This window comes from Phycicoccus endophyticus (assembly GCF_011326735.1).
Lineage (GTDB): Bacteria > Actinomycetota > Actinomycetes > Actinomycetales > Dermatophilaceae > Phycicoccus > Phycicoccus endophyticus.
Genome location: NZ_JAANCN010000001.1, coordinates 298,910 through 324,134, shown reverse-complemented (window position 1 = coordinate 324,134; position 25,225 = coordinate 298,910). Strand labels below are relative to the sequence as shown.

Annotated in this window: 22 protein-coding genes and 1 tRNA gene; 4 read left to right on the top strand and 19 right to left on the bottom strand. The window is 73.6% G+C overall.

The genetic code is table 11. The features are described 5' to 3' along the window. Positions 1-24: 24 nt before the first annotated feature. A complete protein-coding gene (gene rpsA, locus G8D98_RS01575) occupies positions 25-1,506 on the bottom strand; it encodes a 30S ribosomal protein S1 (RefSeq protein WP_166098167.1) in 1,482 nt (493 codons plus the stop codon). Positions 1,507-1,657: 151 nt separating this feature from the next. On the opposite strand from rpsA, the gene G8D98_RS01570 reads away from it, so the two are divergent. Next, positions 1,658-2,467: a class I SAM-dependent methyltransferase gene (locus G8D98_RS01570; protein ID WP_229661706.1), complete on the top strand. Its 810-nt coding sequence runs from the start codon at positions 1,658-1,660 to the stop codon at positions 2,465-2,467. 12 nt (positions 2,468-2,479) lie between these two features. Here the strand turns inward: G8D98_RS01570 and polA are convergent, their stop codons facing one another. After that, positions 2,480-5,185, bottom strand: a complete 2,706-nt coding sequence (polA, locus tag G8D98_RS01565) for a DNA polymerase I (RefSeq protein WP_187566783.1) — start codon at positions 5,183-5,185, stop codon at positions 2,480-2,482. Here polA and G8D98_RS01560 point away from each other — a divergent pair. Next, positions 5,184-5,615 (top strand): hotdog fold thioesterase, encoded by a 432-nt coding sequence (locus tag G8D98_RS01560; RefSeq protein ID WP_166098162.1) that lies wholly within the window; start codon positions 5,184-5,186, stop codon positions 5,613-5,615. The genes polA and G8D98_RS01560 overlap by 2 nt on opposite strands. A gap of 21 nt (positions 5,616-5,636) precedes the next feature. Here the strand turns inward: G8D98_RS01560 and G8D98_RS01555 are convergent, their stop codons facing one another. The 17 genes from G8D98_RS01555 to hisF form a co-directional block, all read right to left on the bottom strand. Further along, the gene (locus G8D98_RS01555) at positions 5,637-6,200 is read right to left on the bottom strand and encodes a GNAT family N-acetyltransferase (protein ID WP_166098159.1); all 564 of its coding nucleotides are present in this window, start codon (positions 6,198-6,200) and stop codon (positions 5,637-5,639) included. Positions 6,201-6,355: 155 nt separating this feature from the next. Further along, positions 6,356-6,949, bottom strand: coding sequence for an ANTAR domain-containing response regulator (locus tag G8D98_RS01550; protein ID WP_166098158.1), 594 nt, complete (start codon positions 6,947-6,949; stop codon positions 6,356-6,358). A gap of 1 nt (position 6,950) precedes the next feature. Beyond that, positions 6,951-7,033: transfer RNA gene (locus tag G8D98_RS01545), tRNA-Leu, on the bottom strand. Between the two features lie 40 nt (positions 7,034-7,073). After that, entirely contained in the window at positions 7,074-8,537 is a 1,464-nt protein-coding gene (gene pyk, locus G8D98_RS01540; protein WP_166098156.1) for a pyruvate kinase, read from the bottom strand. Between the two features lie 75 nt (positions 8,538-8,612). Continuing rightward, positions 8,613-10,073, bottom strand: a complete 1,461-nt coding sequence (locus G8D98_RS01535; protein WP_166098154.1) for a glutamate synthase subunit beta — start codon at positions 10,071-10,073, stop codon at positions 8,613-8,615. Next, positions 10,066-14,607, bottom strand: a complete 4,542-nt coding sequence (gene gltB / locus G8D98_RS01530) for a glutamate synthase large subunit (RefSeq protein WP_166098152.1) — start codon at positions 14,605-14,607, stop codon at positions 10,066-10,068. Before gltB ends, G8D98_RS01535 begins: the two co-directional genes overlap by 8 nt. A gap of 127 nt (positions 14,608-14,734) precedes the next feature. Beyond that, complete coding sequence (lgt, locus tag G8D98_RS01525) at positions 14,735-15,634, bottom strand: prolipoprotein diacylglyceryl transferase (protein ID WP_166098149.1); 900 nt, start codon at positions 15,632-15,634, stop codon at positions 14,735-14,737. A gap of 31 nt (positions 15,635-15,665) precedes the next feature. After that, positions 15,666-16,469 (bottom strand): DsbA family protein, encoded by an 804-nt coding sequence (locus G8D98_RS01520; RefSeq protein WP_166098147.1) that lies wholly within the window; start codon positions 16,467-16,469, stop codon positions 15,666-15,668. A gap of 17 nt (positions 16,470-16,486) precedes the next feature. Beyond that, positions 16,487-17,002: a MauE/DoxX family redox-associated membrane protein gene (locus G8D98_RS01515; RefSeq protein WP_166098144.1), complete on the bottom strand. Its 516-nt coding sequence runs from the start codon at positions 17,000-17,002 to the stop codon at positions 16,487-16,489. Further along, positions 16,999-17,814, bottom strand: coding sequence for a tryptophan synthase subunit alpha (trpA, locus tag G8D98_RS01510; protein ID WP_166098141.1), 816 nt, complete (start codon positions 17,812-17,814; stop codon positions 16,999-17,001). The genes G8D98_RS01515 and trpA overlap by 4 nt, the downstream gene beginning before the upstream one ends. Beyond that, positions 17,811-19,064 carry a tryptophan synthase subunit beta gene (trpB, locus tag G8D98_RS01505; RefSeq protein WP_166098138.1) on the bottom strand — a complete coding sequence of 418 codons (1,254 nt, stop codon included), beginning with the start codon at positions 19,062-19,064 and terminating at the stop codon, positions 17,811-17,813. Before trpB ends, trpA begins: the two co-directional genes overlap by 4 nt. Continuing rightward, the gene (gene trpC / locus G8D98_RS01500; RefSeq protein ID WP_205859666.1) at positions 19,061-19,861 is read right to left on the bottom strand and encodes an indole-3-glycerol phosphate synthase TrpC; all 801 of its coding nucleotides are present in this window, start codon (positions 19,859-19,861) and stop codon (positions 19,061-19,063) included. Before trpC ends, trpB begins: the two co-directional genes overlap by 4 nt. Positions 19,862-19,874: 13 nt before the next feature. Continuing rightward, positions 19,875-20,102 carry an HGxxPAAW family protein gene (locus G8D98_RS01495; RefSeq protein WP_166098136.1) on the bottom strand — a complete coding sequence of 76 codons (228 nt, stop codon included), beginning with the start codon at positions 20,100-20,102 and terminating at the stop codon, positions 19,875-19,877. 59 nt (positions 20,103-20,161) lie between these two features. Continuing rightward, a complete protein-coding gene (locus G8D98_RS01490) occupies positions 20,162-20,767 on the bottom strand; it encodes a Trp biosynthesis-associated membrane protein (RefSeq protein WP_166098134.1) in 606 nt (201 codons plus the stop codon). Further along, positions 20,764-22,326, bottom strand: coding sequence for an anthranilate synthase component I (locus G8D98_RS01485; RefSeq protein WP_166098131.1), 1,563 nt, complete (start codon positions 22,324-22,326; stop codon positions 20,764-20,766). Before G8D98_RS01485 ends, G8D98_RS01490 begins: the two co-directional genes overlap by 4 nt. Next, the gene (gene hisI / locus G8D98_RS01480) at positions 22,323-22,691 is read right to left on the bottom strand and encodes a phosphoribosyl-AMP cyclohydrolase (RefSeq protein WP_166098128.1); all 369 of its coding nucleotides are present in this window, start codon (positions 22,689-22,691) and stop codon (positions 22,323-22,325) included. Before hisI ends, G8D98_RS01485 begins: the two co-directional genes overlap by 4 nt. A gap of 34 nt (positions 22,692-22,725) precedes the next feature. Continuing rightward, positions 22,726-23,499, bottom strand: a complete 774-nt coding sequence (gene hisF, locus G8D98_RS01475) for an imidazole glycerol phosphate synthase subunit HisF (RefSeq protein ID WP_166098125.1) — start codon at positions 23,497-23,499, stop codon at positions 22,726-22,728. A 36-nt stretch (positions 23,500-23,535) separates the two neighbouring features. Here hisF and G8D98_RS01470 point away from each other — a divergent pair, with 36 nt between their 5' ends. Beyond that, positions 23,536-24,111 (top strand): nucleoside/nucleotide kinase family protein, encoded by a 576-nt coding sequence (locus G8D98_RS01470; RefSeq protein WP_166098123.1) that lies wholly within the window; start codon positions 23,536-23,538, stop codon positions 24,109-24,111. Continuing rightward, on the top strand, positions 24,108-25,214 hold the full coding sequence (locus G8D98_RS01465; protein WP_166098121.1) for an FUSC family protein: 1,107 nt from the start codon (positions 24,108-24,110) through the stop codon (positions 25,212-25,214). Before G8D98_RS01470 ends, G8D98_RS01465 begins: the two co-directional genes overlap by 4 nt. Positions 25,215-25,225 lie beyond the last annotated feature (11 nt).

The following is a 25,225-nucleotide window of genomic DNA, read 5'->3' as shown; positions in this document are numbered from 1 at the left end:
ACGGTGCGCGGTGAGCGCGCCGGCTCAGTTGCCGGTGAGCTTCTCGCGCAGCGCGGCGAGCGCCTCGTCGGAGGCCAGGGTGCCCTCGTTCGACGGGGCGGCCGGGCGGGCGGCCGGGGTGTCGTCGGTGCTGTCCGAGGAGTACGACGTCGTCGCGGCCTCCCCGACGGCCTCGGCGTCGGCCTTCGCAGCCGACTCGACCTGGGCACGGTGCGCCTCCCAGCGCGCGTGCGCCTCGGCGTACTCCTTCTCCCAGGCCTCGCGCTGGGTCTCGAAGCCCTCGAGCCACTCGTTGGTGCTCGGGTCGAAGCCCTCCGGGTACTTGTAGTTGCCCTGCTCGTCGTACTCGGCAGCCATGCCGTACAGGGTCGGGTCGAACTCGACCTGCCCGGCGCCGTCCTCGTTGGCCTGCTTGAGGCTCAGCGAGATCCGGCGGCGCTCGAGGTCGATGTCGATGACCTTGACGAAGATCTCCTGCCCGACCTGGACGACCTGCTCGGGCAGCTCGACGTGCCGCTCGGCGAGCTCGGAGATGTGCACCAGGCCCTCGATACCGTCGTCGACGCGCACGAACGCACCGAACGGGACGAGCTTGGTGACCTTGCCCGGGACGACCTGGCCGATCGCGTGGGTGCGGGCGAAGTGCTGCCAGGGGTCCTCCTGCGTCGCCTTGAGCGACAGCGAGACCCGCTCGCGGTCCATGTCGACGTCGAGAACCTCGACCGTGACCTCGTCGCCGACCTCGACGACCTCGGAGGGGTGGTCGATGTGCTTCCAGGACAGCTCGGAGACGTGGACGAGACCGTCGACGCCACCGAGGTCGACGAAGGCGCCGAAGTTGACGATCGAGGAGACGACACCCTGGCGGACCTGGCCCTTGCCGAGCTCCTTGAGGAAGGTCGTGCGGACCTCGGACTGGGTCTGCTCCAGCCAGGCACGACGGGAGAGGACCACGTTGTTGCGGTTCTTGTCCAGCTCGATGATCTTGGCCTCGATCTCGCGGCCGACGTACGGCTGGAGGTCGCGAACCCGACGCATCTCGACGAGCGACGCCGGGAGGAAGCCGCGCAGGCCGATGTCGAGGATGAGGCCACCCTTGACGACCTCGATGACGGTGCCGGTGACGACGCCGTCCTCCTCCTTGATCTTCTCGATCGTCCCCCACGCGCGCTCGTACTGTGCGCGCTTCTTGCTCAGGATCAGCCGGCCTTCCTTGTCCTCCTTCTGGAGGACCAGGGCCTCGACCTCGTCGCCCACGGCGACGACCTCGTTGGGGTCGACGTCGTGCTTGATGGACAGCTCGCGCGAGGGGATGACGCCCTCGGTCTTGTAGCCGATGTCGAGCAGGACCTCGTCCCGGTCGACCTTGACGATGCGACCCTCGACGATGTCGCCGTCATTGAAGTGCTTGATCGTCGCGTCGATGGCGGCGAGAAGGTCTTCCTCAGAGCCGATGTCGTTGATGGCGACCTGAGGGGCGGTCGTGTCGACCGTGCTGGCAGTCATGTAGTAGGAACTCCGATGTGGACAGATGGACTCGATGGGGTGCTTTCCGTGCGCGGCGACCCTACGCAGGGCACACGCGTACCGCAGTAGCCTACCCGGGCACGCACGTACCGGGCAAAACAGCGGCGCCTCGGCCGCCGGCGAGACCACGGTGAGCGCCGAGGTCGGGCGGCGCGCGGTCGGTGCCGCCGAGACCCGCGCCGCCAACCGGTCCTGGTGGGACGCCGAGGCGGTGGCCTACCACGAGGAGCACGGGGGGTTCCTCGGCGACGCCGACTTCGTGTGGGGCCCCGAAGGCTGGACCGAGGCCGAGCTGGACCTGCTCGGCCTCCGGGACGGGATGACGGTCCTGGAGATCGGCGCCGGCGGTGCCCAGTGTGCGCGGTGGGTCGCGGCCCGGCCCGACCTGCCCGGGGTGCGGGTGGCCGCCAGCGACCTGTCGGCCGGGATGCTGCGCACGGCCCGGGCCATCGGCTCCTCCCACACCGGCCGCCCCCTCCCCCTGCTCCAGTGCGACGGCACGGCCCTGCCGCTCGCGGACGCCACCCTCGACCGGGTGTTCACCGCCTACGGCGTCCTGCCCTTCGTCGCCGACAGCGCGGCGGTGCTGCGGGAGGCCGCCCGCGTCCTGCGCCCCGGGGGGCGGTTCGTCTTCTCCACCTCGCACCCGGTGCGGTGGGCCTTCCCTGACGTCCCGGGCCCGGAGGGGCTCACGGCGACGAGCTCGTACTTCGACCGCCGGCCCTACGTCGAGAGCGAGGCCGAGGTGGTCACCTACGTCGAGCACCACCGGACCCTCGGCGACCTCGTCCGGCAGGTGACCGCGGCCGGGCTCGTGCTGCGCGACCTCGTCGAGCCCGAGTGGCCCGAGCGCACCACCGAGGCGTGGGGTGGCTGGTCGCCGCTGCGCGGACGGCTGCTGCCGGGCACGGCGATCCTCGTCACCGAGCGGCCGGGCTGACGTCCCGAAGGCTCAGTGCGCGGCGTCGTGCCAGCTGCGCCCGACCCCGACGCTGACGTCGAGCGGCACGTCCAGCTCGGCCGCGGCGCCCATCTCCCGGCGCAGCAGGGCCTCCACGTCTTCCCGCTCCCCGGGGGCGACCTCGAGGACGAGCTCGTCGTGCACCTGGAGGAGCATCCGACTACGAGCGCCCTCGGCCTGCAGCGCGCCGTGGACGCCCTTCATCGCGAGCTTGATGATGTCCGCGGCGGAGCCCTGGATGGGGGCGTTGAGCGCCATCCGCTCGGCCATCTCGCGTCGCTGCCGGTTGTCGCTCGTGAGGTCGGGCAGGTAGCGGCGCCGGCCGAGCATCGTCGAGGTGAAACCGGTGGCCCGGGCCTGCGCCACGACCTCGCGCAGGTAGTCGCGCACCCCACCGAACCGGGCGAAGTAGTCGTCCATGAGCCCCTGCGCCTCGGCGGTCGAGATCGTCAGCTGCTTGGACAGCCCGAACGCCGAGAGCCCGTAGGCGAGCCCGTAGCTCATCGCCTTGACCTTGCTGCGCATCTCGAGCGTGACCGCCTCGGGCTGCACCGCGAAGACCCGGGCCCCGACGAAGCGATGGAGGTCCTCACCCGTGCGGAACGCCTCGATGAGCCCGGCGTCCCCGGACAGGTGGGCCATGATCCGCATCTCGATCTGGCTGTAGTCGGCCGACATCAGCGACTCGTAGCCCTCCCCCACGACGAAGACGTCACGGATGCGCCGGCCCTCCTCGGTGCGGATCGGGACGTTCTGCAGGTTGGGGTCGGTCGAGGAGAGCCGACCGGTCGCCGCGATCGTCTGCAGGTAGGTCGTGTGGATGCGCCGGTCGGCCGCGACCGACTTGATGAGCCCCTCGACGGTGACCCGCAGCCGGCTGGTGTCGCGGTGGCGCAACAGCGCCTCGAGGAAGGGGTGCTCGGTCTTGACGTACAGGTCGGCGAGCGCGTCGGCGTCGGTGGTGTAGCCCGTCTTGGTGCGCTTGGTCTTGGGCATGTCGAGCTGGTCGAAGAGCACCTCCTGCAGCTGCTTGGGGCTGCCGAGGTTGACGTCCTCGCGCCCGATGGCGTCGTAGGCGTCCTGCTGGGCCTGACGCATCTTCCCGGCGAAGTCGGCCTCGAGGGCGCTCAGCGCACCCTCGTCGACGGCGATGCCCGTGCGCTCCATCTCCGCGAGGATGTCGACCAGGGGCAGCTCGAGGTCGCGCAGCAGAGCCGTCCCGCCGGTCTCCTCGACCTTCTCGGCGAGCGCCTCGGACAGCTCCAGCACCGCCCGGGCCCGCACCATCGCGTCGCGCTGCGCGGAGCCGTCCTCGGCGTCGAAGTCGAGCGTCCCCTGGCGACCCTGGTCGCTCGTGGCGTCGCCCTCGGCGCTCAGCTCGCGGCCGAGGTGGCGCACGACGAGGTCCTCGAGGTCGTAGGAGCGCTGGTCGGGGCGGACGAGGTAGGCAGCCAGCGCGGTGTCGCTCACCACGCCGCGCAGGGCCAGGCCCCGCGTGGAGAGCGCCTGGAGCTGCGGCTTGGCGTCGTGCAGCACCTTGGGCGCCGCGGGGTCGGCCAGCCAGCCGGCGAGCAGCCGCTCCTGCTCGGGGGTGAGGGTGGCCAGGTCGAGGGAGGCGGTGGCGCCGTCCTCACCGGCCAGGGCCACGGCGGTGGCGTCGCCCTCGGCCGCGCGGTACTGCCCGGAGACGACGACCCCGTGGGTCACCGTGCGTCCGACCCCGCCCTCGCCGAAGCGTGCCTCGAGGTCGTCGGCGGTGAACACGGCCTCGCCGACGTCGAACCCGCCCTCGACCTCGTCGGACTCGACCTCGAAGGTCTGGAAGAGCCGCTCGCGCAGCACCCGGAACTCGAGGCCGTCGAAGACCCGGTGGACCTCCTCGCGGTCCCACGAGGAGCGCTCGAGCTCCTCGACCGACAGCGGGAGGTCGAGGTCGTCGACGAGCCGGTTGAGGCGGCGGTTGCGCAGCACGTCGTCGAGGTGGGCACGCAGGTTCTCCCCGGCCTTGCCGCCGATCTCGCCGACGTGCGCCACGACACCGGCGAGGTCGCCGTAGCGGCCCAGCCACTTCGCGGCGGTCTTCGGACCCACGCCGGGCACGCCCGGCAGGTTGTCGCTCGTCTCGCCGACGAGCGCGGCGAGGTCGCTGTAGCGCTGCGGTGGCACGAGGTAGCGCTCCTCGACGGCGGCCGGGTCCATCCGCCACACCTCGGAGACCCCCCGCACCGGGTACAGGAGGGTGACCCGGTCCGAGACGAGCTGGAAGGCGTCGCGGTCGCCGGTGCACACGACGACCTCGCCCCCCGCCTCGACCGCCTGCCGGGTGAGCGAGGCGATGACGTCGTCGGCCTCGAACCCCGGCAGGCCGACGTGCCGGATCCGCAGCGCGTCGAGCACCTCGCGCAGGAGGGGGAGCTGGCCGGAGAACTCCGAGGGCGTCGCCGACCTCCCGGCCTTGTACTCGCTGTACTCCCGCAGGCGGAAGGTCTCGCGCGAGACGTCGAACGCCACCCCGACGTGGGTCGGGGCCTCGTCGCGCAGGACGTTGATGAGCATCGCGGTGAAGCCGTAGACGGCGTTGGTGTGCTGCCCGGTGCTCGTCGAGAAGTTCTCGACGGGAAGCGCGTAGAACGCGCGGTAGGCCAGCGAGTGTCCGTCGAGGAGGAGGAGCTTCACGCGTGGCAGCCTAACGAGCATGACCGACAGCTCAGACCTCATGGCAGGCGTGCGGCGGATGCGGGAGATGAACCCCGACTCCCTCATGGACCGGATGGGCATCGAGGTGGTCGAGGCCACCCCCGAGCGGCTCGTCGCGACGATGCCCGTCGCCGGCAACACCCAGCCCTACGGCCTCCTCCACGGCGGGGCCTCGGTCGTCCTCGCCGAGACCCTGGGCTCCATCGGGGCCGCCCTGCACGCCGGAGAGGGCCGGGCGGTCGTCGGGCTCGACATCAACGCCACCCACCACCGGGCGGCCCGGTCCGGGACGGTGACCGGCACCGCGACGCCGCTCAGCCTCGGGCGCACGCTCGCCAGCTACGAGATCGTCGTCACCGACGAGGAGGGGCACCGGATCTGCACCTCGCGGATCACCTGTCTCATCCGGGGCACGGCGCCCGGGGCCTGACCCGAGGGCCGGACGCCGGGCTCAGGCCGGGCGCGAGGGCACGAACGCGCGGCGGCGCAGGCTGCGGCGGCGGCGGGTGAGCTCGAGCCCGGTCTCGGCGCTCGCCGGGGCGATCCGCCGGCGCAGCAGCGCCGTGGGGACGACCCGGCGGGTGACGACCGAGCCGAAGCCGAGGCGGGCGAAGAACCGGTTCGCCTCCCGGCTCGTCGTCGGGACGTTGGACACGACGTGCTCGCAGCCGGCCCGCTCGGCGGCGGAGAGCACCGCGCCGAGCAGCTGCTTGGCCACGCCGTGCCTGCGTGCTGAGGGCGTCACCCAGAGCTGCTCGATGGTCGCCTCCGGGGTCGCGGTGAGCCCGAAGGGGTTGTCGGTCGTCACGACGTACCCGACGGCCACGCCGTCGAGCCGGGCGACGAACGCCTGCACGCCGGGGCGGCGCAGCGCGGCGCCGAGCCGGCCGTCGGCGACGGTCCGCGAGCAGACCTCGGGGCTGGTCCCCGCGTCGATCCGGGCCTCGCACCACAGGTCGGTGACGTCGCGGAGCTCGTCCACGACGGGGGTCACCTCGACCGAGCGTCGACCCACGGCTCCTCCTCGCTCGGGCGGCACCGCGGTGGTGCCGCTACCGGACACTATGCCCTCGACCGGCACGCCGGGAAGGGGCGGGGCGCGGAACGCGTGGACCACCGGCCCGGCATGCCGCGGATCCGGCGGCCTCCGCACCCCCGGGGCGCGGAACGCTAGCCCTTCTCCATGCCGGCGACGACCGCCTCGGCGACCTCGCGCATGCCCATCCGACGGTCCATCGCGGTCTTCTGGATCCACCGGAAGGCGTCGGCCTCGCTCAGCTTGAGCCGGGCCATGAGCACGCCCTTGGCCCGGTCGACCGCCTTGCGGGTCTCGAGCCGCTCGCCGAGGTCGGCCACCTCCGTCTCCAGCGCCTTGAGCTCGGCCCACCGTGAGAGGGCGATCTCGAGCGCCGGGGTGACGTCGTTGGCCGTGAAGGGCTTGACGACGTACGCCATGACGCCGGCGTCCCGGGCGCGCTCGACGAGCTCGGTCTGGCTGAAGGCGGTGAGCATGACGACCGGGCAGATGCGCTCGGCCCCGATGGTCTCGGCGGCCGTGAGCCCGTCCATGACGGGCATCTTGACGTCCATGATGACGATGTCCGGCTCGAGCGCACGGGTCATCTCCACGGCCTGCTCACCGTCGCCGGCCTGGCCGACGACGTCGTAGCCGGCCTCGCGGAGCATCTCCGCGAGGTCGAGGCGGATGATGGCCTCGTCCTCGGCGACGAGGACGCGCTGGGCGGGGGCTGCACTCGTTGTCATGTGCCGGGAGCGGGACTTGAACCCGCACGCCCTTGCGGGCAGAGCATTTTGAGTGCTCCGTGTCTGCCGTTCCACCACCCCGGCCGGGGTGGTGGACAGCATACCGAGGCGGTGACCCTCTCCCTCAGGCCTGCCCGCTGCCGGCGCCTGCCTGGTAGGCCGGGGCCACCCGGTTCTTCGCGTCGCCGATCTTGTGCACGCGCAGGGCGTTCGTCGAGCGCGGGGTCCCGGGCGGGGACCCGGCGACGATGACGACGTGGTCGCCCTCGCTGACCCGGCCGAGCTCGAGGAGCACCTCGTCGGCCTGCAGCGCCATCTCGTCGGTGTGCCGCACCTTGCCGACGAGGAAGGTCTCCACCCCCCAGGTCAGGGCCAGCTGGCTGCGGGTCGCCTGGTTCGGGGTGAACGCGAGCATCGGGATCCGTGGGCGGACCCGGGCCAGCCGCCGCGAGGAGTCGCCCCCCTCGGTGAACGTGATGAGGTACTTCACCCCGAGCAGCTCGCCGATGTCCGCAGCCGCGGCGGTCACCGCCCCGCCCTTGGAGTTCGGCCGGGTGCCGAGCGGGCGGATCCGGTGCAGCCCGTGGGTCTCGGTGTTCTCGATGATCTTCGCCATGGTCCGCACGGCGGCGAAGGGGTGCTTGCCGACGCTCGTCTCGCCCGAGAGCATCAGGGCGTCGGCGCCGTCGAGGACGGCGTTGGCCGCGTCCGAGGCCTCCGCGCGGGTCGGGCGGCTGTTCTCGACCATCGACTCGAGCACCTGGGTGGCGACGATGACCGGCTTGGCCCTGCGCCGGGCGATCTCGCAGGCCCGCTTCTGGACCAGCGGCACCTCCTCGAGCGGCATCTCGACCCCGAGGTCGCCGCGGGCGACCATGACCCCGTCGAAGGCGCGGATGATCTCGTCGAGGTTCTCCACCGCCTGCGGCTTCTCGATCTTGGCGATGCAGGGCAGCCGGTGGCCCTCCTCGTCCATGATCTCGTGGACCCGGCGGATGTCGTCGGCGGTGCGCACGAAGGACAGCGCGATCATGTCGGCCCCCGTCCGCAGGGCCCAGCGCAGGTCGTCCTCGTCCTTCTCGGACAGCGCGGGCACGCTGACCGCGACCCCGGGCAGGTTGATGCCCTTGTTGTTGCTCAGGGTCCCGCCTTCGAGGACACGGCAGACGACGTCGGTGCCGGTGACCTCGGTCGCGACGAGGGCGATCTTGCCGTCGTCGATGAGGATCCGGTCCCCGGTGGTGACGTCGCCGGGCAGGCCCGCGTACGTCGTGCCGACGGACTCGACGTCGCCGGGCACCTCCCGGGTCGTGATCGTGAAGGTCGCCCCCGGCTCGAGCCGGACCGGCCCCTGCGCGAAGCGCGCGGTGCGGATCTTCGGGCCCTGCAGGTCGACGAGCACGCCGACGGCGTGCCCCGTGGCGTCGCTGGCGGCCCGGACGTCGCGGTACACCTGCTCGTGGTCGGCGTGGCTGCCGTGGCTGAGGTTCAGCCGGGCGACGTCCATCCCCGCCAGGACGAGCTCGCGCAGGTTCTCCGCGGAGGAGGTGGCCGGGCCGAGGGTGCAGACGATCTTCGCGCGACGCATGGTCACGAGCCTAGCGGTGGAAGCGGTTCCACCGTGACCCGGGCCACACCCACGGCCGGCCGCGGCGGCCGGCGCTCAGGCGATGAGCGGCCGGTCGCTCGGGTTGACCGGACGGGGCAGGCGCGAGGGCTTCCCGGAGAGCCACGCGTCGACCTCGTGCGCGACCGAGCGACCCTCGGCGATGGCCCAGACGATGAGCGACTGGCCACGCCCGGCGTCACCCGCGACGAAGACGCCGGGGACGCTCGACATGAAGTGCGCGTCCCGGGCGACGTTGGTCCGCTCGTCCTTCTCGACCCCGAGCTGCTCGAGCAGGCCCTCCGGCCGGGGCCCGAGGAACCCCATGGCGAGGAGCACGAGCTGGGCGGGGACCTCGCGCTCGGTGCCCTCGACCTTCTCGAAGCCGTTCTCGCCCATCCGGACCTCGTGCAGGCGCAGCGCCCGCACGTGCCCGGAGCCGTCGCCGACGACCTCGCTCGTCGTCGTGGCGTAGACGCGGTCACCGCCCTCCTCGTGGGCCGAGGCGACGCGGAAGATCATCGGGTAGGTGGGCCACGGGTGCTGGGTACCGCGCTCGGCCGGGGGCTGGGGCATGATCTCGAGGCTGGTCACCGAGCGCGCGCCCTGGCGGTGAGCGGTCCCGATGCAGTCGGCGCCGGTGTCACCGCCGCCGATGACGACGACGTCCTTGCCCTCGGCCGTGACCTGGCCCTCGACGCTCTGCCCGAGCGCCACCCGGTTCGCCGGCGGCAGGAAGTCCATCGCCTGCATGACGCCCTCGAGCTCACGGCCGGGGACCGGCAGGTCCCGGGGCACGGTCGAGCCGACGGCGAGCACCACGGCGTCGTAGCGCTTGCGCAGGTCGGCACCGGTGAGGTCCTCCCCGACGGCCACACCCGTGCGGAAGCGGGTGCCCTCGGACTTCATCTGCGCGATCCGGCGGTCGAGGACGGACTTCTCCATCTTGAACTCGGGGATGCCGTAGCGCAGCAGGCCCCCCGGCTGGTCGGCCCGCTCGTACACGGCGACGGTGTGCCCGGCCCGGGTCAGCTGCTGGGCGGCGGCGAGCCCGGAGGGGCCGGACCCCACGACGGCGATGGTCTTGCCGGAGAGCCGGTCGGGCGCCTGCGGCAGGATCGTGCCGTTCTCGAACGCCCGGTCGACGACCGAGACCTCGACCTGCTTGATGGTGACGGGGGGCTGGTTGATCCCGAGGACGCACGCCGTCTCGCACGGCGCGGGGCACAGGCGCCCGGTGAACTCCGGGAAGTTGTTCGTCGCGTGCAGCCGCTCGATGGCCTCGCGCCACTCCCCCCGCCACGCGAGGTCGTTCCACTCGGGGATGAGGTTGCCCAGTGGACAGCCGCTGTGGCAGAAGGGGATCCCGCAGTCCATGCAACGCCCGGCCTGGCGCTGCAGCTCGGTGACCGGCTGGTCCTCGTAGACCTCCTTCCAGTCCCGGATGCGCACCGGGACCGGGCGCCGCCGTGGCAGCTCGCGCTCACGCGTCTTGAGAAAGCCCTGGGGGTCACCCACGGGAGGCCTCCATGATCCGCTCCCACACCTGGGGGCCGTCGGGGTCGAGTCCCTCCGCCTCGGCGGCGGAGCGCACGTCGAGGACGCGCTGGTACTGCCGGGGCAGGACGAGGGTGAACGCCGAGCGGGCGCTCCCCCAGTCCTCGAGCAGCCGCGCGGCGACCGCGGAGTCGGTCCACCGGTGGTGGCGCTCGAGCAGGTCGTGGACGACGAGCTCGTCGTCGGGGCGCAGCGGGCGAAGGTCGACCAGCTCGGGGTTGACCCGGTCCGGGTCGAGGTCGAGCACGTAGGCCACCCCGCCGGACATGCCCGCCGCGACGTTGCGCCCGGTGGGCCCGAGGATGAGCGCCGTCCCGCCGGTCATGTACTCCAGGCCGTGGTCGCCGACCCCCTCGACGACCGCCGTGGCGCCCGAGTTGCGCACGCAGAAGCGCTCGCCGACCCGGCCCCGCAGGAAGATCTCGCCGGAGGTCGCGCCATAGCCGATGACGTTGCCGGCGATGACGTTCTCCTCGGCGACGATGGCCGAGCCCGGCGCGGGGCGCACGACGATCCGCCCCCCGGAGAGCCCCTTGCCGACGTAGTCGTTGGCGTCGCCCTCCAGGCGCAGCGTGACGCCGGCGGGCACGAAGGCACCGAAGCTCTGGCCGGCCGAGCCGGTGAGCGTCAGGTCGATCGTGCCGTCGGCGAGGCCCTCGGGGTGGGCCAGGGTCACCTCGTGGCCGAGCATCGTGCCGACGGTGCGGTTGACGTTGCGGATGCCGAACGAGGCCGAGACCGGCTCGCCGTGGTCGATGGCGTCCCGGACCGCGGCGATCAGCTCGTGGTCGAGCGCCTTCTCGAGGCTGTGGTCCTGGGCGACGCGGTGACGCACCCCGGACCCGTCGGGGCTCTCGACCCGGGTGAGCACCGGCGCCAGGTCGAGCCCCGAGGCCTTCCAGTGGGCGACCGCCCGGCGGGTGTCGAGGTGCTGGATCTGGCCGACGGCCTCCTCGATGCTGCGGAAGCCGAGCGCGGCCAGGTGCTCGCGGACCTCCTCGGCGATGTACTCGAAGAAGGTCTCGACGAACTCCGGTGCCCCGGAGAAGCGGCGGCGCAGCTCGGGGTTCTGGGTCGCGATGCCGACCGGGCAGGTGTCGAGGTGGCACACGCGCATGAGGACGCAGCCCGAGACCACGAGCGGCGCGGTGGCGAAGCCGAACTCCTCGGCCCCGAGCAGCGCGGCGACGACGACGTCGCGGCCGGTCTTGATCTGCCCGTCGACCTGGACCACGATGCGGTCCCGCAGCCCGTTGAGCACGAGCGTCTGCTGGGTCTCGGCGAGCCCGAGCTCCCAGGGGCCGCCGGCATGCTTGAGCGAGGTGAGGGGGGCGGCCCCGGTGCCGCCGTCGTGCCCGGAGATGAGCACGACGTCGGCGTGCGCCTTGCTCACCCCGGCGGCCACCGTGCCGACGCCCACCTCGGAGACCAGCTTGACGTGCACCCGGGCCTGCGGGTTGGCGTTCTTCAGGTCGTGGATGAGCTGGGCGAGGTCCTCGATGGAGTAGATGTCGTGGTGCGGCGGGGGCGAGATCAGCCCGACGCCCGGCGTGGAGTGGCGCGTCCGGGCCACCCAGGGGTACACCTTGGGGCCGGGCAGCTGGCCGCCCTCACCGGGCTTGGCGCCCTGGGCCATCTTGATCTGGATGTCGTCGCTGTGGGTGAGGTAGAGCGAGGTCACCCCGAACCGGCCCGACGCGACCTGCTTGATCGCCGACCGGCGCCGCGGGTCGAGGAGACGCTCGGCGTCCTCGCCGCCCTCTCCGGTGTTCGAGCGGGCCCCGAGCCGGTTCATGGCGACCGCCAGCGTCTCGTGGGCCTCCTTGCTGATCGACCCGTAGCTCATCGCGCCGGTGGAGAAGCGCTTGACGATCTGCGCAACCGGCTCGACCTCCTCGAGGGGCACCGGCTCGCGCGGCTCGGCGCCCCCGAGCTCGAAGAGCCCGCGGAGGGTCATCAGCCGGCCGGACTGCTCGTCGATCCGCCGGGTGTACTGCTTGAAGACGTCGTAGCGACGCTGCCGGGTGGCGTGCTGCAGGCGGAAGACGGTCTCGGGGTCGAACAGGTGCGGCTCGCCCTCGCGCCGCCACTGGTACTCGCCGCCGACGAGCAGCTTGCGATGGGGCAGCCGCACGCCGTCGGGCGGGTAGGCCATCTCGTGGCGGGCCGCCGTCTCGGACGCGACGATCCCGAGGCCCACGCCGCCGAGCTGGCTGACCGTTCCGGTGAAGAACTCGTCGACGAGCTCCTGGGAGAGCCCGATCGCCTCGAACACCTGCGCGCCCCGGTAGGAGGCGACCGTGGAGATGCCCATCTTCGACATCACCTTCAGGACGCCCTTGCCAAGCGCCTTGATGAGGTTGGCGACGGCCTTGTCCTCCCCGACGTCGGTGATGTCGCCCCGGCGGACCATGTCCTCGACCGACTCCATCGCGAGGTAGGGGTTGATCGCGGCGGCGCCGTAGCCGATGAGCAGGGCCACGTGGTGGACCTCGCGCACATCGCCGGCCTCGACGATGAGCCCGACCTGGGTCCGGGTCTTCTCCCGGATCAGGTGGTGGTGGACCGCGGAGGTGAGCAGCAGGGACGGGATCGGCGCGAGGTCGCGGTCGGAGTCGCGGTCGGAGAGGACGATGAAGCGGGCGCCCGCGGCGATCGCCTCGGACACCTCGGTGAAGATCTCCTGCAGCCGGGCACGCAGCGCGCGCTCGCCGCCGCTGACCTGGTAGGTGCCCCGCACGACGACCGTCTCGAAGCCCGGCAGGTCGCCGTCGGCGTTGATGTGGACGATCTTGGCCAGCTCGTCGTTGTCGATCACCGGGAAGGGCAGGACGACCTGGCGCGCGTGTGCCGGGTTGGCCTCCAGGACGTTGCCCTCCGGGCCGATGGCGCTGGCGAGCGAGGTGACCAGCTCCTCCCGGATGGCGTCCAGCGGAGGGTTGGTCACCTGGGCGAAGAGCTGGGTGAAGTAGTCGAAGAGCAGCCGCGGGCGGTCGGAGAGGACGGCGATGGGGGTGTCGGTGCCCATCGAGCCCAGCGCCTCGGCGCCGGTCCGGGCCATCGGGGCGAGCAGGACCCGCAGCTCCTCCTGGGTGTAGCCGAAGGTGCGCTGGCGGCGGGCGACGGAGGCGGCCGTGTGGATGATGTGCTCGCGCTCGGGCAGGTCGCCGAGCTCGATGAGCCCCGCGTGCAGCCATTCCTCGTACGGGTGCTCGCCGGCGAGCCCGGACTTGACCTCCTCGTCGCTGACGATCCGACCCGCGGCGGTGTCGACGAGGAACATCCGCCCCGGCTGCAGCCGTCCGCGGCGCACGACGTTCTCGGGTTCGAGGTCGAGCACCCCGGCCTCGGAGGCGAGCACGACGAGACCGTCGTCGGTGACCCAGTACCGGCCCGGGCGCAGACCGTTGCGGTCGAGCACCGCACCGACGAGGGTCCCGTCGGTGAAGCACACGGCGGCGGGGCCGTCCCAGGGCTCCATGAACATCGAGTGGAACTCGTAGAACGCCCGCCGGGCGGGGTCCATCGAGGCGTGGTTCTCCCACGCCTCGGGGATCATCATCAACACGGCGTGCGGCAGCGAGCGACCGCCGAGGTGGAGCAGCTCGAGCACCTCGTCGAAGGAGGCCGAGTCGGATGCCTCGGGCGTGCAGATCGGCGACAGCCGGGAGAGGTCACCGGGGACGAGGTCCGAGTGCAGGAGGCTCTCGCGCGCGTGCATCCAGTTGCGGTTGCCCTTGACGGTGTTGATCTCGCCGTTGTGCGCGATGAGCCGGTAGGGGTGGGCGAGCGGCCAGCTGGGGAAGGTGTTGGTCGAGAACCGGGAGTGGACCAGCGCCAGCTCGGTGGCGAACCGCTCGTCGGACAGGTCGGGGAAGAACGGCTCGAGCTGGCCGGTCGTCAGCATGCCCTTGTAGACGACGGTGCGTGCCGACAGGGAGGGGAAGTACACCTCGGCCTCCCGCTCGGCACGCTTGCGCAGGGCGAAGGCCACGCGGTCGAGCGCGATCCCGCTCAGCCCGTCGCGCGAGGAGACGAACAGCTGCCGGAAGCACGGCATCGTCGCGCGCGCGGCCTCCCCGACGAGGTCGGGCGCCACGGGGACGTCCCGCCAGGCGAGGACCTCCAGGTCCTCCACCCGGGCGATCTCCTCGATCCGTCGCTCGGCGTCCCGGCGCGCCGCGGCGTCGGTCGGCAGGTAGGCCATGCCGACGGCGTAGCGGCCCGCCACCGGGAGCTCGGTCTCCAGGACGGCGCGGAAGAAGGCGTCCGGCACCTGGGTGAGGATGCCGGCGCCGTCGCCGACGTGCGGGTCAGCCCCGGTCGCGCCGCGATGGTCGAGGTTGCGCAGGGCGTCCAGGGCGTGGACGACGATGTCGTGCCCCGCGCTCCCCCGCATCGTCGCGACCATCGCCACGCCGCACGCGTCGTGCTCGTGGGCACGGCGGTACAGCCCCACGTCGTCGGGCTGGGCGGAGAAGCGGGCGACGGTCACGTCGGATCACCGTCCTCGGGGTCGAGGGCCGCGAAACGGCCGGGCACGGCAAGGTCAGGCGCGGACACCGGTGGCCACGTCCGGGAATCGTATCGTCGCCCCTCCCCGTCTTGACATCCGAGCCGGGCTATCCCACATCATGGGACCTGGCGGCCGGGCGCGTCGGCGGCTCGGGTCCGGGACCCTCCGGGTCCGGTGGGGGGCTCCTGCGGGCGCGGCGCCCGGTGTACCAGAAGACCCACAGGCCGAGGACGAAGACGACGATGCTCGTCCAGACGTTGAGCCGCTGGCCCCAGATGAGCTCGGCCTCGTCCGTTCGCATCCGCTCGACGACGACCCGGCCGACGGGGTAGCCCGCAACGTAGACGCCGAAGAGCTGGCCGGGGGCGAGCCGGCGGCGCCGGTCGAGGGCGAGCAGGCCGAAGCCCAGGACGAGGAGGAAGAGGAACTCGTAGAGGAAGGTGGGGTGGAACACGCCCGCGACGACGGGGTCGCCGGACGCGTCGGTGACCGCCCGCCCGGCACTCTGGTCCCAGTCGTAGACCCGCAGCCCCCACGGCAGGTCGGTCGGGCCCCCGTGCAGCTCGTTGTTGAACCAGTTGCCCCAGCGCCCGAGCGCCTGGGCGAAGGCGACGCCGGGCGCCGCCGCGTCCGCGAAGACGAGGAACGGCACGCCGGCACGGCGGCAGCCCACCCACACCCCGAGCGCGCCGAGCGAGATGGCGCCCCAGATGCCGAGCCCGCCGTTCCAGATCTTCAGCGCGTCCAGCGGGTGCCCGCCCTCGCCCCAGTACGGCTCGGGGGTGGTGACGACGTGGTAGAGCCGCCCGCCGAGGATCCCCAGCACCACCGCGTAGGCGGCCACGTCGAGGGCGACACCCGGGTCGACGCCGCGCCGGCCGAGACGCCGCCCGGTGAGCCACACCGCCAGGACGATCCCCGCGAGGATGCACAGGGCGTACGCCCGGACGGTCAGCGGGCCGAGATGGAAGGCGGCGACCGTGGGGCTGGGCAGGACCGTGGTCACGCGGGGGACCCCGCGGACCGGGCGAGGTGGGTCACGCCGTGGCGTCCTCGATCGCCGCGGTGAGCTGCTCGGGCGTGCCGACCTGGCCGAGGTCGAGGGTCTCCCCGTTGAGCCGGAGGGTGGGGGTCCCGGTGACGCCGTCCTTGGCCGAGGACTCCTCGACCGAGTTGACGTAGTCGACGTACTTGCCGGCGTCGTAGCACTCCTGCCAGGTGTCCAGGGCCGAGCCGGTGATGCCGGCCGCCTCCGCGAAGCCGGCGAGCTGGTCGTCGGTGAAGCCGTCGCCCTCGGTGGGCTGGTTGGCGTAGGCCTGGTCGTGGAAGGCCTGGAACTTGCCGGCGTCGGCCGCGCAGAACGCCGCGTTGCCGGCCTGGGTCGACCAGGTGTTACCGAGGTTGTCGTCGAGGAAGTTCTTCACGTGGTAGACGAGCCGGACCTTCCCCTGCTCGGCGAGGTCCTCGACGGTGGAGCCCAGCTGGTCCTCGTAGGACTTGCACGCCGGGCACTGGAAGTCCTCGTAGATCTCCAGCGTGGGCGCGCCGTCGACCGGGGTGACGTCCTGGTAGGCGGGGTACCCGTCGCCGAGCGCCGACACACCGGCCGGGAGTGCGTTACCGCCCCCGGTGATCGCGTCCTTCTTCGAGGTCTCCATCCAGATGACGCCGCCGACGACGGCGACGATCGCGACGACCACGACCACCGTGGCGACGACGATCTTGTTGGCACCTCCGGAGGAGGAGCGCTGCGCGGCCTGGATCTTGGCCTGCCGGGCGTTCGCCGCGGTCCTGCCCTTGGTGCCGGCCGGGGCCCTGCCCTTGGTCGAGTTCTTGGCCATGGTGCTCGTCGTGCCTTTCAGTGTCCGAAGAGGATGCGGTCGAGGGAGGCGAGGGAGCGGGGACGCCAGGCGAGCCAGCCCCCCGCGAGCGCGAAGCCGGTGTCGCGCGCGATCTCCTCGGGGTAGCGGGTGGCCGAGGGAGCGATCTCACCGCCACCGCCGAAGCAGCCGCAGTCGATCGAGAGCCCGCGGGCCCAGGCCTGGGCGATGCCGGCGATGAACGCGAGCATGAGCAGCGCCCCGACCACGGCGGCAGGGCGGGTGAACAGCCCGAGCAGGAGCAGGACGCCGACGACGATCTCGAGGAACGGCAGCGCCAGCCCGATCCACCCGGCGAGCTCGAAGGGGAAGATCTGGTAGGCCTGGACGGCTCGCTGCGAGGTCAGCGGGTGCCCCACCTTGGCCGCCCCGGCCCACACGAGGACGACGCCGAGCAGCAGCCGGGCGAGCAGCCCGACGACGTCGAGGGTGCGCCCGCGGCGGTACCAGGGCACGGCGGCCTCGGCGTCGACCTCGTCGACGGTCACGCTCATCGGTTCCCTTCCCGGACGCCCTGGGCCAGCTCGGCGGTCAGTGTGCGCAACGTGTCAAGACGCTGTGTGAGTTCCCCCTCGCCCGCGAGGGCGCGCACGAGGGCCGAGCCGACGATGACGCCGTCGGCGTAGGCGGCGATCTCGGCGGCCTGGGCGCGCGTCGAGACCCCGAGCCCGACGCACACCGGCAGGTCGGTCACGGCCCGCACGCGCTCGAGCAGCCCGCGGGCGTCCGCGTCAACGTTCTCGCGGGCACCGGTGACGCCCATGGTCGAGGCGGCGTAGACGAAGCCGCGACACGCGGAGGTGACGACCTCGAGCCGTTCTCGGGTGCTGCTCGGCGCGACGAGGAAGACACGGTCGAGCCCGTGGCGGTCGCTGGCCGACGTCCACTCTGCCGCCTCGTCGGGGATGAGGTCGGGCGTGATCAGCCCGGCACCCCCTGCGGCGGCGAGGTCGGCGGCGAACCGCTCCACCCCCCGGTGGAGCACGAGGTTCCAGTAGGTCATCACCACAGCGGTGCCACCGGCCTCCCGGACGGCCGCGACCGCGGTGAACACGTCGTCGACCCGGGTGCCGCCGGCGAGCGCGGCGGCGGCGGCGCCCTGGATCGTCGGCCCGTCCATGAGCGGGTCGCTGTAGGGGATGCCGACCTCGACGATGTCGCAGCCGGCCTCGACGAGCACCCGCATCGCGGCCACGGACCCCTCGAGGCTCGGGAACCCGACGGGCAGGTAGCCGATGAGCGCCGCCCGTCCCTCGGCCCGGCAGCGGGCGAGGACGTCCTCGACACCGGCGGTGGCGGTGGTCACGTGCTGCCCTCCTCGACGAGCCCGAACCACGCCGCGGCGGTGTGCATGTCCTTGTCGCCGCGGCCCGAGAGGTTGACGAGCAGCAGGGCCTCCGGGCCGAGCTCGCGCCCGACCTCCATGGCGCCGGCGAGGGCGTGCGCCGACTCCAGCGCCGGGATGATGCCCTCGGTCCGGCACAGCAGCGAGAACGCCTCCATGACCTGCTCGTCGGTGGCGTACCGGTACTCGGCCCGCCCGGAGTCGCGCAGGTGGGCGTGCTCGGGGCCGACGCTCGGGTAGTCCAGCCCGGCCGAGATCGAGTGCGACTCCACCGTCTGGCCGTCCGCGTCCTGCATGAGGTAGCTCATCGCGCCGTGCAGCACCCCGGGTGTCGCCGACGCGAACCGGGCGGCGTGCCGGCCGGACTCCACGCCCTCTCCCCCGGCCTCGACCCCGATGAGCCGGACGCCGGCGTCGGGCACGAAGCGGTGGAAGATGCCCATGGCGTTCGAGCCGCCGCCGACGCACGCGATGACCGCGTCGGGCAGCCGCCCGGCCAGCTCGAGGACCTGGGCGCGGGCCTCCTCGCCGATGAGGGCGTGGAAGTCCCGGACCATCTCCGGGAAGGGGTGCGGGCCGGTGACGGTGCCGATGCAGTAGTGCGTCGTCGCGACGTTGGTGACCCAGTCCCGCAGGGCCTCGTTGATCGCGTCCTTGAGCGTGGCGCTGCCGTGCTCGACCGGGACGACCTGGGCCCCGAGGATGCGCATCCGGGCGACGTTGAGCGCCTGCCGCTCGGTGTCGACGCGGCCCATGTACACCGTGCACTCCAGGCCCATGAGGGCCGCGGCCGTCGCGGTGGCGACACCGTGCTGCCCGGCACCGGTCTCGGCGATGATCCGGGTCTTGCCCATCCGCTTGGTGATCAGCGCCTGGGCGAGGACGTTGTTGATCTTGTGCGACCCGGTGTGGTTGAGGTCCTCCCGCTTGAGCACGACGCGGGCGCCGCCGCAGTGCGCGGCGAAGCGGGGCACCTCGGTGAGGATGCTCGGCCGGCCGGTGTACGTGGCGTGCAGCCGGGCCAGCTCGTCGGTGAACTCCGGGTCGACGGCGGCCTTCTGCCGGGCCTCGTCGAGCTGCTCGAGAGCCGGGACGAGCGCCTCGGGCACGTACCGGCCGCCGAACTGCCCGAACCGACCGGGGCGGGGAAGCTCCTCGACGGTGAGCTCGCCGGCGTCCGGGGCCTCGGCGCGGCTCGTGGGCTCGCTCACGGCGCCGCCCCCAGGGCTCCCGCGCCGACGATGGCCGCGGCCGCCGCGCGGGGGTCACCGTCGCGCACGAGCGCCTCGCCGACGAGGACGACGTCGGCACCCTGCTCGGCGTAGGCGCCGGCATCCTCTGGCCCGGCCACCCCGGACTCGGCGACCGCGACGACGGCGTCGGGCAGGAGCGGGCGGACGCGGGCGAAGGTCTCCGGGTGCACCTCGAGGGTCCTCAGGTCGCGCGCGTTGACCCCGACGACGCTCGCCCCGGCCTCGAGGGCCCGGCGGGCCTCGTCCTCGTCGTGGACCTCGACCAACGCCGTCATGCCGAGCTCGCGGACCCGGGCGAGCAGGGCGGTGAGGTCCTCCTCCGGCAGCGCCGCGACGATGAGGAGGACGATGTCGGCGCCGTGCGCCCGGGCCTCCCACACCTGGTAGTCGGTGACCACGAAGTCCTTGCGCAGCAGCGGCAGCGCGACCGCGGCGCGGACGGCGTCGAGGTCGGCCAGGCTGCCGCCGAAGCGTCGGCCCTCGGTGAGCACCGAGACCGCGCTGGCCCCGCCGTCGGCGTAGGCACGCGCGAGGGCGGCGGGGTCGGGGATGTCCGAGAGGGCGCCCTTGCTCGGGCTGGCGCGCTTGACCTCGGCGATGAGCGAGAGCCCGGGGCGGCGGAAGGCGGCCTCGGCGTCCAGCGGGGCCGGTGCCGCGGCGACGAGCTCGCGCAGCCGGCTCAGCGGCGTGGCGCGCTCGCGCTCGGCGAGGTCCTCGCGGACGCCGGCGACGATCCCGTCGAGCACCGTGCTCACGGTCGGGCGCCCGTCACCGGATCGAGGGCTCGTGCTCGGGGTCGCGCTCGTGGGCGCCGTACCCGGCGAGCGAGAGCACCTTCCCGGCGACCGCACCGACGACGGCGAGGACGGCGCCGCCGACGAACAGCCACACGTTGGGGAAGACGACCGCGACGGACATGACGGCGGCGGCGACGATGATGATGGTGACCGCGGTCCACGCGGCCACGGAGTGCCCGTGGTCCTCGTGCTCGTCCATGGGGGTCCACCTTCGGGGTCGGGGGCCGGGGCCCGGTGCAGCGGTCGTGGTCGATTCTGTCAGGTCGAGGCGTCCTCGCCCACGTCGGTCGGGTCACGGCCGGCGGACAGGTCCTCCCAGGCGCTCGGCACGCGCTCGCCCCGCCGGCCGGGCACCTCGCCACCGTCGCGGGCCGGGGCCTCGTACCGACGCGCCGGCCCCGCCCAGCGTCGCCGCCCGGCGACGGCCGCCGCGAGCGCTGCCGCACAGAGGAGGACGCCGAGGAGCGCCACCCACGGCCACGGCGTCGCGGCGGCGTCCGCCTCGACCGATCCCGTCCGCCCGACACGGGCGGCGGCGACCGGCCCGAGGACACCCGAGGGGTCGGCGAGGACGCGGATGCTCAGCGCGGCGGCGAGCGCCAGGCACCCCGCCCACAGGGCGAGGGCGACCGTGCGGGCCACCCGCCCGGCGGCGACCACGGCCACCGCGGCGGCCGCGACGGCCAGGGCGACGGCCGTGAGCCCCGGAGCCACCTCGCCGCCGTCGGCCTCCACCCGGCTGCCGCTGAGGACGGCGTCGACGACGGTGCCGGCGACCCACGGCCGGAAGCCGGCGGCGAGCAGGACGCCGGCCCCGAGCAGCGCGAGGAGCGCGACCGGACCGCGGCCGGTGAGCCGCCTCACGGCACCGTCCGCAGGGCCCCGGCGGTCGCCACCGCGCGCAGCGCCGCGGCCGCCTTGGCGAGACACTCCTCGTGCTCGCGCGCCGGCACGGAGTCGGCGACGATCCCCGCCCCCGCCTGGACGTGGGCGACCCCGTCCCGGATGACGGCCGTGCGGATGGCGATCGCCATGTCGAGGTCGCCGTGGACGTCGAGGTAGCCGACGACGCCGCCGTAGATCCCGCGCCGGGTCGGCTCGTAGCGCTCGATGAGCGCGAGCGCCCGCGGCTTCGGCGCACCGGAGAGGGTGCCGGCCGGGAAGGTCGAGACGAGGACGTCGAAGGCGCTCGCCCCGGGGCGGGTGTCGCCCACGACGGTCGACTCCAGGTGGATGACGTGGCTGTAGCGACGCACGTCCATGAACTCGACGACGTCGACGGTCCCCGGGCGGCACACCCGCTGCAGGTCGTTGCGCCCGAGGTCGACGAGCATGACGTGCTCGGCCCGCTCCTTGGGGTCGGCGAGCAGCTCCTCGGCGAGCCGGACGTCCTCCTCGGGGGTCTTGCCGCGGGGACGGGACCCGGCGATCGGGTGGGTGATCGCCCGCTCGCCCGTCACCCGCACGAGGGCCTCGGGCGAGCTCCCGACGACGGCGTAGTCGGACCCGTCGGGTGCCGGGAAGCGGAAGAGGTACATGTAGGGGCTGGGGTTGGCGGCCCGCAGCGCGCGGTAGACCTCGAGAGGGTCGGCGGGGCAGTCCAGGGAGAAGCGCTGGGAGAGGACGACCTGGAAGACCTCACCGGCCCGGATGTCCTCCTTGGCGAGCTCGACGACCTCCTCGTAGCGCTCGCGGGGCGTGCCGGAGCGGACGTGCGCCAGGGCCTCCTCGGCGGCCTCGGTGTCGACGACGGCGACGGTGCTCGGCGCGGGCGCCGCGAGGGCCTCGGTCATCGCGTCCAGCCGGTCGACGGCGTCGGCCCACGCCTGCTCGACCCGCTCGTCGGTACCGTCGTAGTTGACGGCGTTGGCGACGAGCAGCACCGAGCCGTCGGCGTGGTCGAGCACGGCGAGGTCGGTCGCGAGCATCATCGCCAGCTCGGGCAGCCCCAGCTCGTCGGGCAGCTCCTGCGGGACGCGCTCCCACTGCCGCACGGCGTCGTAGGAGATGGCCCCGACCATGCCGCCGGTCAACGGCGGCAGGCCGGCGATCGGCGCCGTGGCGAGCGCGGCCATCGTCGCGCGCAGCGCCTCGGTCGCCGGCCCGTCCGTCGGCACCCCGGCCGGCGGGTCGCCGACCCAGTACGCCTGGCCGTCGCGCTCGGTGAGGGTGGCCCGGCTCGCCGCCCCGACGATCGACCAGCGCGACCAGACGCCGCCGTGCTCGGCCGACTCCAGGAGGAACGTGCCGGGCCGGTCGCCGGCGAGCTTGCGGTAGACCCCCACGGGCGTCTCGGCGTCGGCCATGAGCCGACGGACGACCGGGATGACCCGGCGGTCGCGGGCCAGCACACCGAAGGCGTCCAGCGCCGGCCAGGTCTGGCCGTAGGCGAGGTCCGGACTCTCGACCGGTGGGGCGCTCACGCCCGGCCCCCGGCCACGGCGTGCAGGTCACCGGCCTCGAAGCAGGTCCGCCGGCCGGTGTGGCACGCGGCCCCGACCTGGTCGACGCGCACGAGGAGGGCGTCGCCGTCACAGTCCAGGGCGACCGAGCGGACGTGCTGGACGTGCCCGGAGGTGTCCCCCTTGCGCCAGTACTCGCCGCGGCTGCGCGACCAGAAGGTCACCCGGCCCTCGGTGAGGGTGCGGCGCAGCGCCTCGTCGTCCATCCAGCCGAGCATGAGCACCTCGCCCGAGTCGTGCTGCTGGACGACGGCGGCGACGAGGCCGTGCTCGTCGCGCTTGAGGCGGGCGGCGACGGCAGGGTCGAGGGCGTCGGGGGTCGGCACCCCGCCATTGTGCCGTGGGCCGGGCCGGTACCGGTCACCGGACGGGGTGGCCGGCCGCGCGCAGCGCCGCCTTGACCTCCCCGACGGTCAGCTCCCCGAAGTGGAAGACGCTCGCGGCGAGGACGGCGTCGGCGCCGGCCGCGACCGCCGGCGGGAAGTCGGCTGCGGCGCCTGCGCCGCCGCTCGCGATGACCGGGATGCCGACCTCGGCGCGCACGAGCCGGACGAGCTCGAGGTCGAAGCCGTCACGGGTGCCGTCGGCGTCCATCGAGTTCAGCAGGATCTCCCCGGCCCCGAGCGCCTCGGCGCGCGCGCACCACTCGAGGGCGTCGAGCCCGGTGCCGGTCCGCCCACCGTGCGTCGTCACCTCGAAGCCCGCCAGGACTCCCCCGTCGGGCGCCCGCCGGCGCCGGACGTCGGCCGACAGCACGAGCACCTGCGCCCCGAAGCGGTCCGCGGTCTCGGCGATCAGCTCGGGCCGGGCGATCGCCGCGGTGTTGACGCCGACCTTGTCCGCGCCCGCCCGCAGCAGCCGGTCGACGTCCGCCACCGTGCGGACACCACCGCCGACGGTCAGCGGGATGAAGACCTCCTCCGCGGTGCGGGCGACGACGTCGTAGGTCGTGGCCCGGTCCGCGCTGCTCGCGGTGACGTCGAGGAAGGTCAGCTCGTCCGCACCCTGCTCGTCGTAGCGGCGGGCGAGCTCCACGGGGTCACCCGCGTCGCGCAGGCCGCGGAAGTTCACCCCCTTGACGACGCGTCCGGCGTCGACGTCGAGGCACGGGATGACGCGGACGGCGACGGACACGCGGCCAGCGTAGTGGCGGCACTAGGGTCGGTGTCCGTGTGGTTCCAGGTCACGGACCCGGCCGCCCCGGAGCACGTCGCCGCAGTCCTGACGGCGCTGCGCGGGGCGGTGGCGCGCTGCGGCTCGACCCGGGTCGTCGCGGTCGACGGCCCGAGCGGCTCGGGCAAGACGACGCTCGCCCTCGGGCTGCGCGACGAGCTGGGCTGCCCGGTGGTCCACATGGACGAGCTCTACCCCGGGTGGGACGGGCTCGCCCGGGCCGTGCCCCTGCTCGTGGAGCAGGTGCTGGCCCCGCTCTCCCGCGGCGAGGAGGGCCACTACCGGCTGTGGGACTGGGAGGCCGACGCCTGGGACGGGACGAGGCCGGTCCGGCCCGGGCCCCTGCTGCTCGTCGAGGGCTGCGGCTCCAGCGTCGGCCCCGCCGGCGGGTACGCCGCGGTGCGGGTGTGGGTCGAGGCGCCGCGGGCCGAGCGCATGCGCCGCGGCGTCGCCCGCGACGGCGAGGCGTTCCGGCCCCACTGGGAGCGCTGGGCACGGCAGGAGGAGGCCCTCTTCGGGCGCGACGGCACCCGGGAGGCGGCCGACGTCGTGGTCTCCACGGAGGGCCGGTGAGCGCGCTCGGCACCCTGGGCTCGGGAGCGGCCGACGCCCGGGCCGCGCTCGAGCGGGGCCTGCGCCGGCTGCGCGACCGGGTCGTCTTCCTCGTCCAGATCGGCACCGGCGTCGTCCTCGCGTGGACCATCGCCCGCCAGGCGCTCGGCCACGCCCAGCCGTTCTTCGCCCCGGTGACCGCCATCCTCTGCCTCGGCCTCACCTACGGACAGCGGCTGCGGCGGATCGTCGAGGTCGGGGTCGGCGTGGCGATCGGTGTCCTCGTCGGTGACGTCATCGTCGTCCTCCTCGGCAGCGGAGGGGTCCAGATGGCGCTCGTCGTCGTCCTCGCGATGGCCATCGGCATCGTCGTCTCCTCGGGGCAGCTCGTCGTCGTCCAGGCCGGGGTGCAGTCGGTCTTCATCGTCGCGTTCGTCGCCTCGACCGGCGAGGGGTTCTCGCGGTGGCTCGACGCCGTCGTCGGCGGGGTGGTGGCGCTGGTCATCGGCACCCTGGTCCCGACGAGCCCGATCGCCCGGCCACGGGCCGAGGCGGCCCGCACGGTCCGTGCCGTCGCCGCCACGCTGCACGAGGTGGCCTCGGCGCTGCGCGCCGGTGACCCGGTGGCCGCCGGCGGCGCGCTCGAGCAGGCCCGCTCGCTCGAGGACCAGCTCTCGGACCTGCGCACCGCAGCGGCCGAGGGCGTGGCGGTCGTGCGCCAGTCCCCCCTGTTGCGCGGGCACCGCCCGCAGGCGGTCGCCGCCTCGGCACTCGTCGTGCCGCTCGACCGCTGCGTGCGCAACCTGCGCGTGCTCGCCCGGCGTGCCCTCGTCGCGGTGCGGCGCGAGGAGGTGGTCCCGGAGCACTACGTCGCCCTCGTCGACGAGCTCGCGCGGGCGGCCGAGGACCTGGCCCGGGTCCTCGACGAGCACACCCTGCCCTCGGCGGGGCGTGGGGTCCTCGAGCGGGTGGCGGGGCTGTCCGCCCGGGCGGAGCCGGCCGCGGGGCTCTCGGCCGAGATGGTCCGCGGGCAGGTGCGCTCGATGGTCGTCGACCTGCTCGTCGTCGCCGGCCTCGACGACGACGAGGCGCTCCAGCTCGTCCCCGAGTCCTTCCTGCCGTGAGCCCGGGTGCG

Excerpts from the sequence above, each read along its gene's own strand:
- rpsA (WP_166098167.1), bottom strand. The coding sequence starts at position 1,506 with ATGACTGCCAGCACGGTCGACACGACCGCCCCTCAGGTCGCCATCAAC.
- G8D98_RS01560 (WP_166098162.1), top strand. The coding sequence starts at position 5,184 with ATGACCGACAGCTCAGACCTCATGGCAGGCGTGCGGCGGATGCGGGAG.
- polA (WP_187566783.1), bottom strand. The coding sequence starts at position 5,185 with ATGCTCGTTAGGCTGCCACGCGTGAAGCTCCTCCTCCTCGACGGACAC.
- G8D98_RS01550 (WP_166098158.1), bottom strand. The coding sequence starts at position 6,949 with ATGACAACGAGTGCAGCCCCCGCCCAGCGCGTCCTCGTCGCCGAGGAC.
- pyk (WP_166098156.1), bottom strand. The coding sequence starts at position 8,537 with ATGCGTCGCGCGAAGATCGTCTGCACCCTCGGCCCGGCCACCTCCTCC.
- G8D98_RS01520 (WP_166098147.1), bottom strand. The coding sequence starts at position 16,469 with ATGGCCAAGAACTCGACCAAGGGCAGGGCCCCGGCCGGCACCAAGGGC.
- G8D98_RS01515 (WP_166098144.1), bottom strand. The coding sequence starts at position 17,002 with ATGAGCGTGACCGTCGACGAGGTCGACGCCGAGGCCGCCGTGCCCTGG.
- G8D98_RS01495 (WP_166098136.1), bottom strand. The coding sequence starts at position 20,102 with ATGGACGAGCACGAGGACCACGGGCACTCCGTGGCCGCGTGGACCGCG.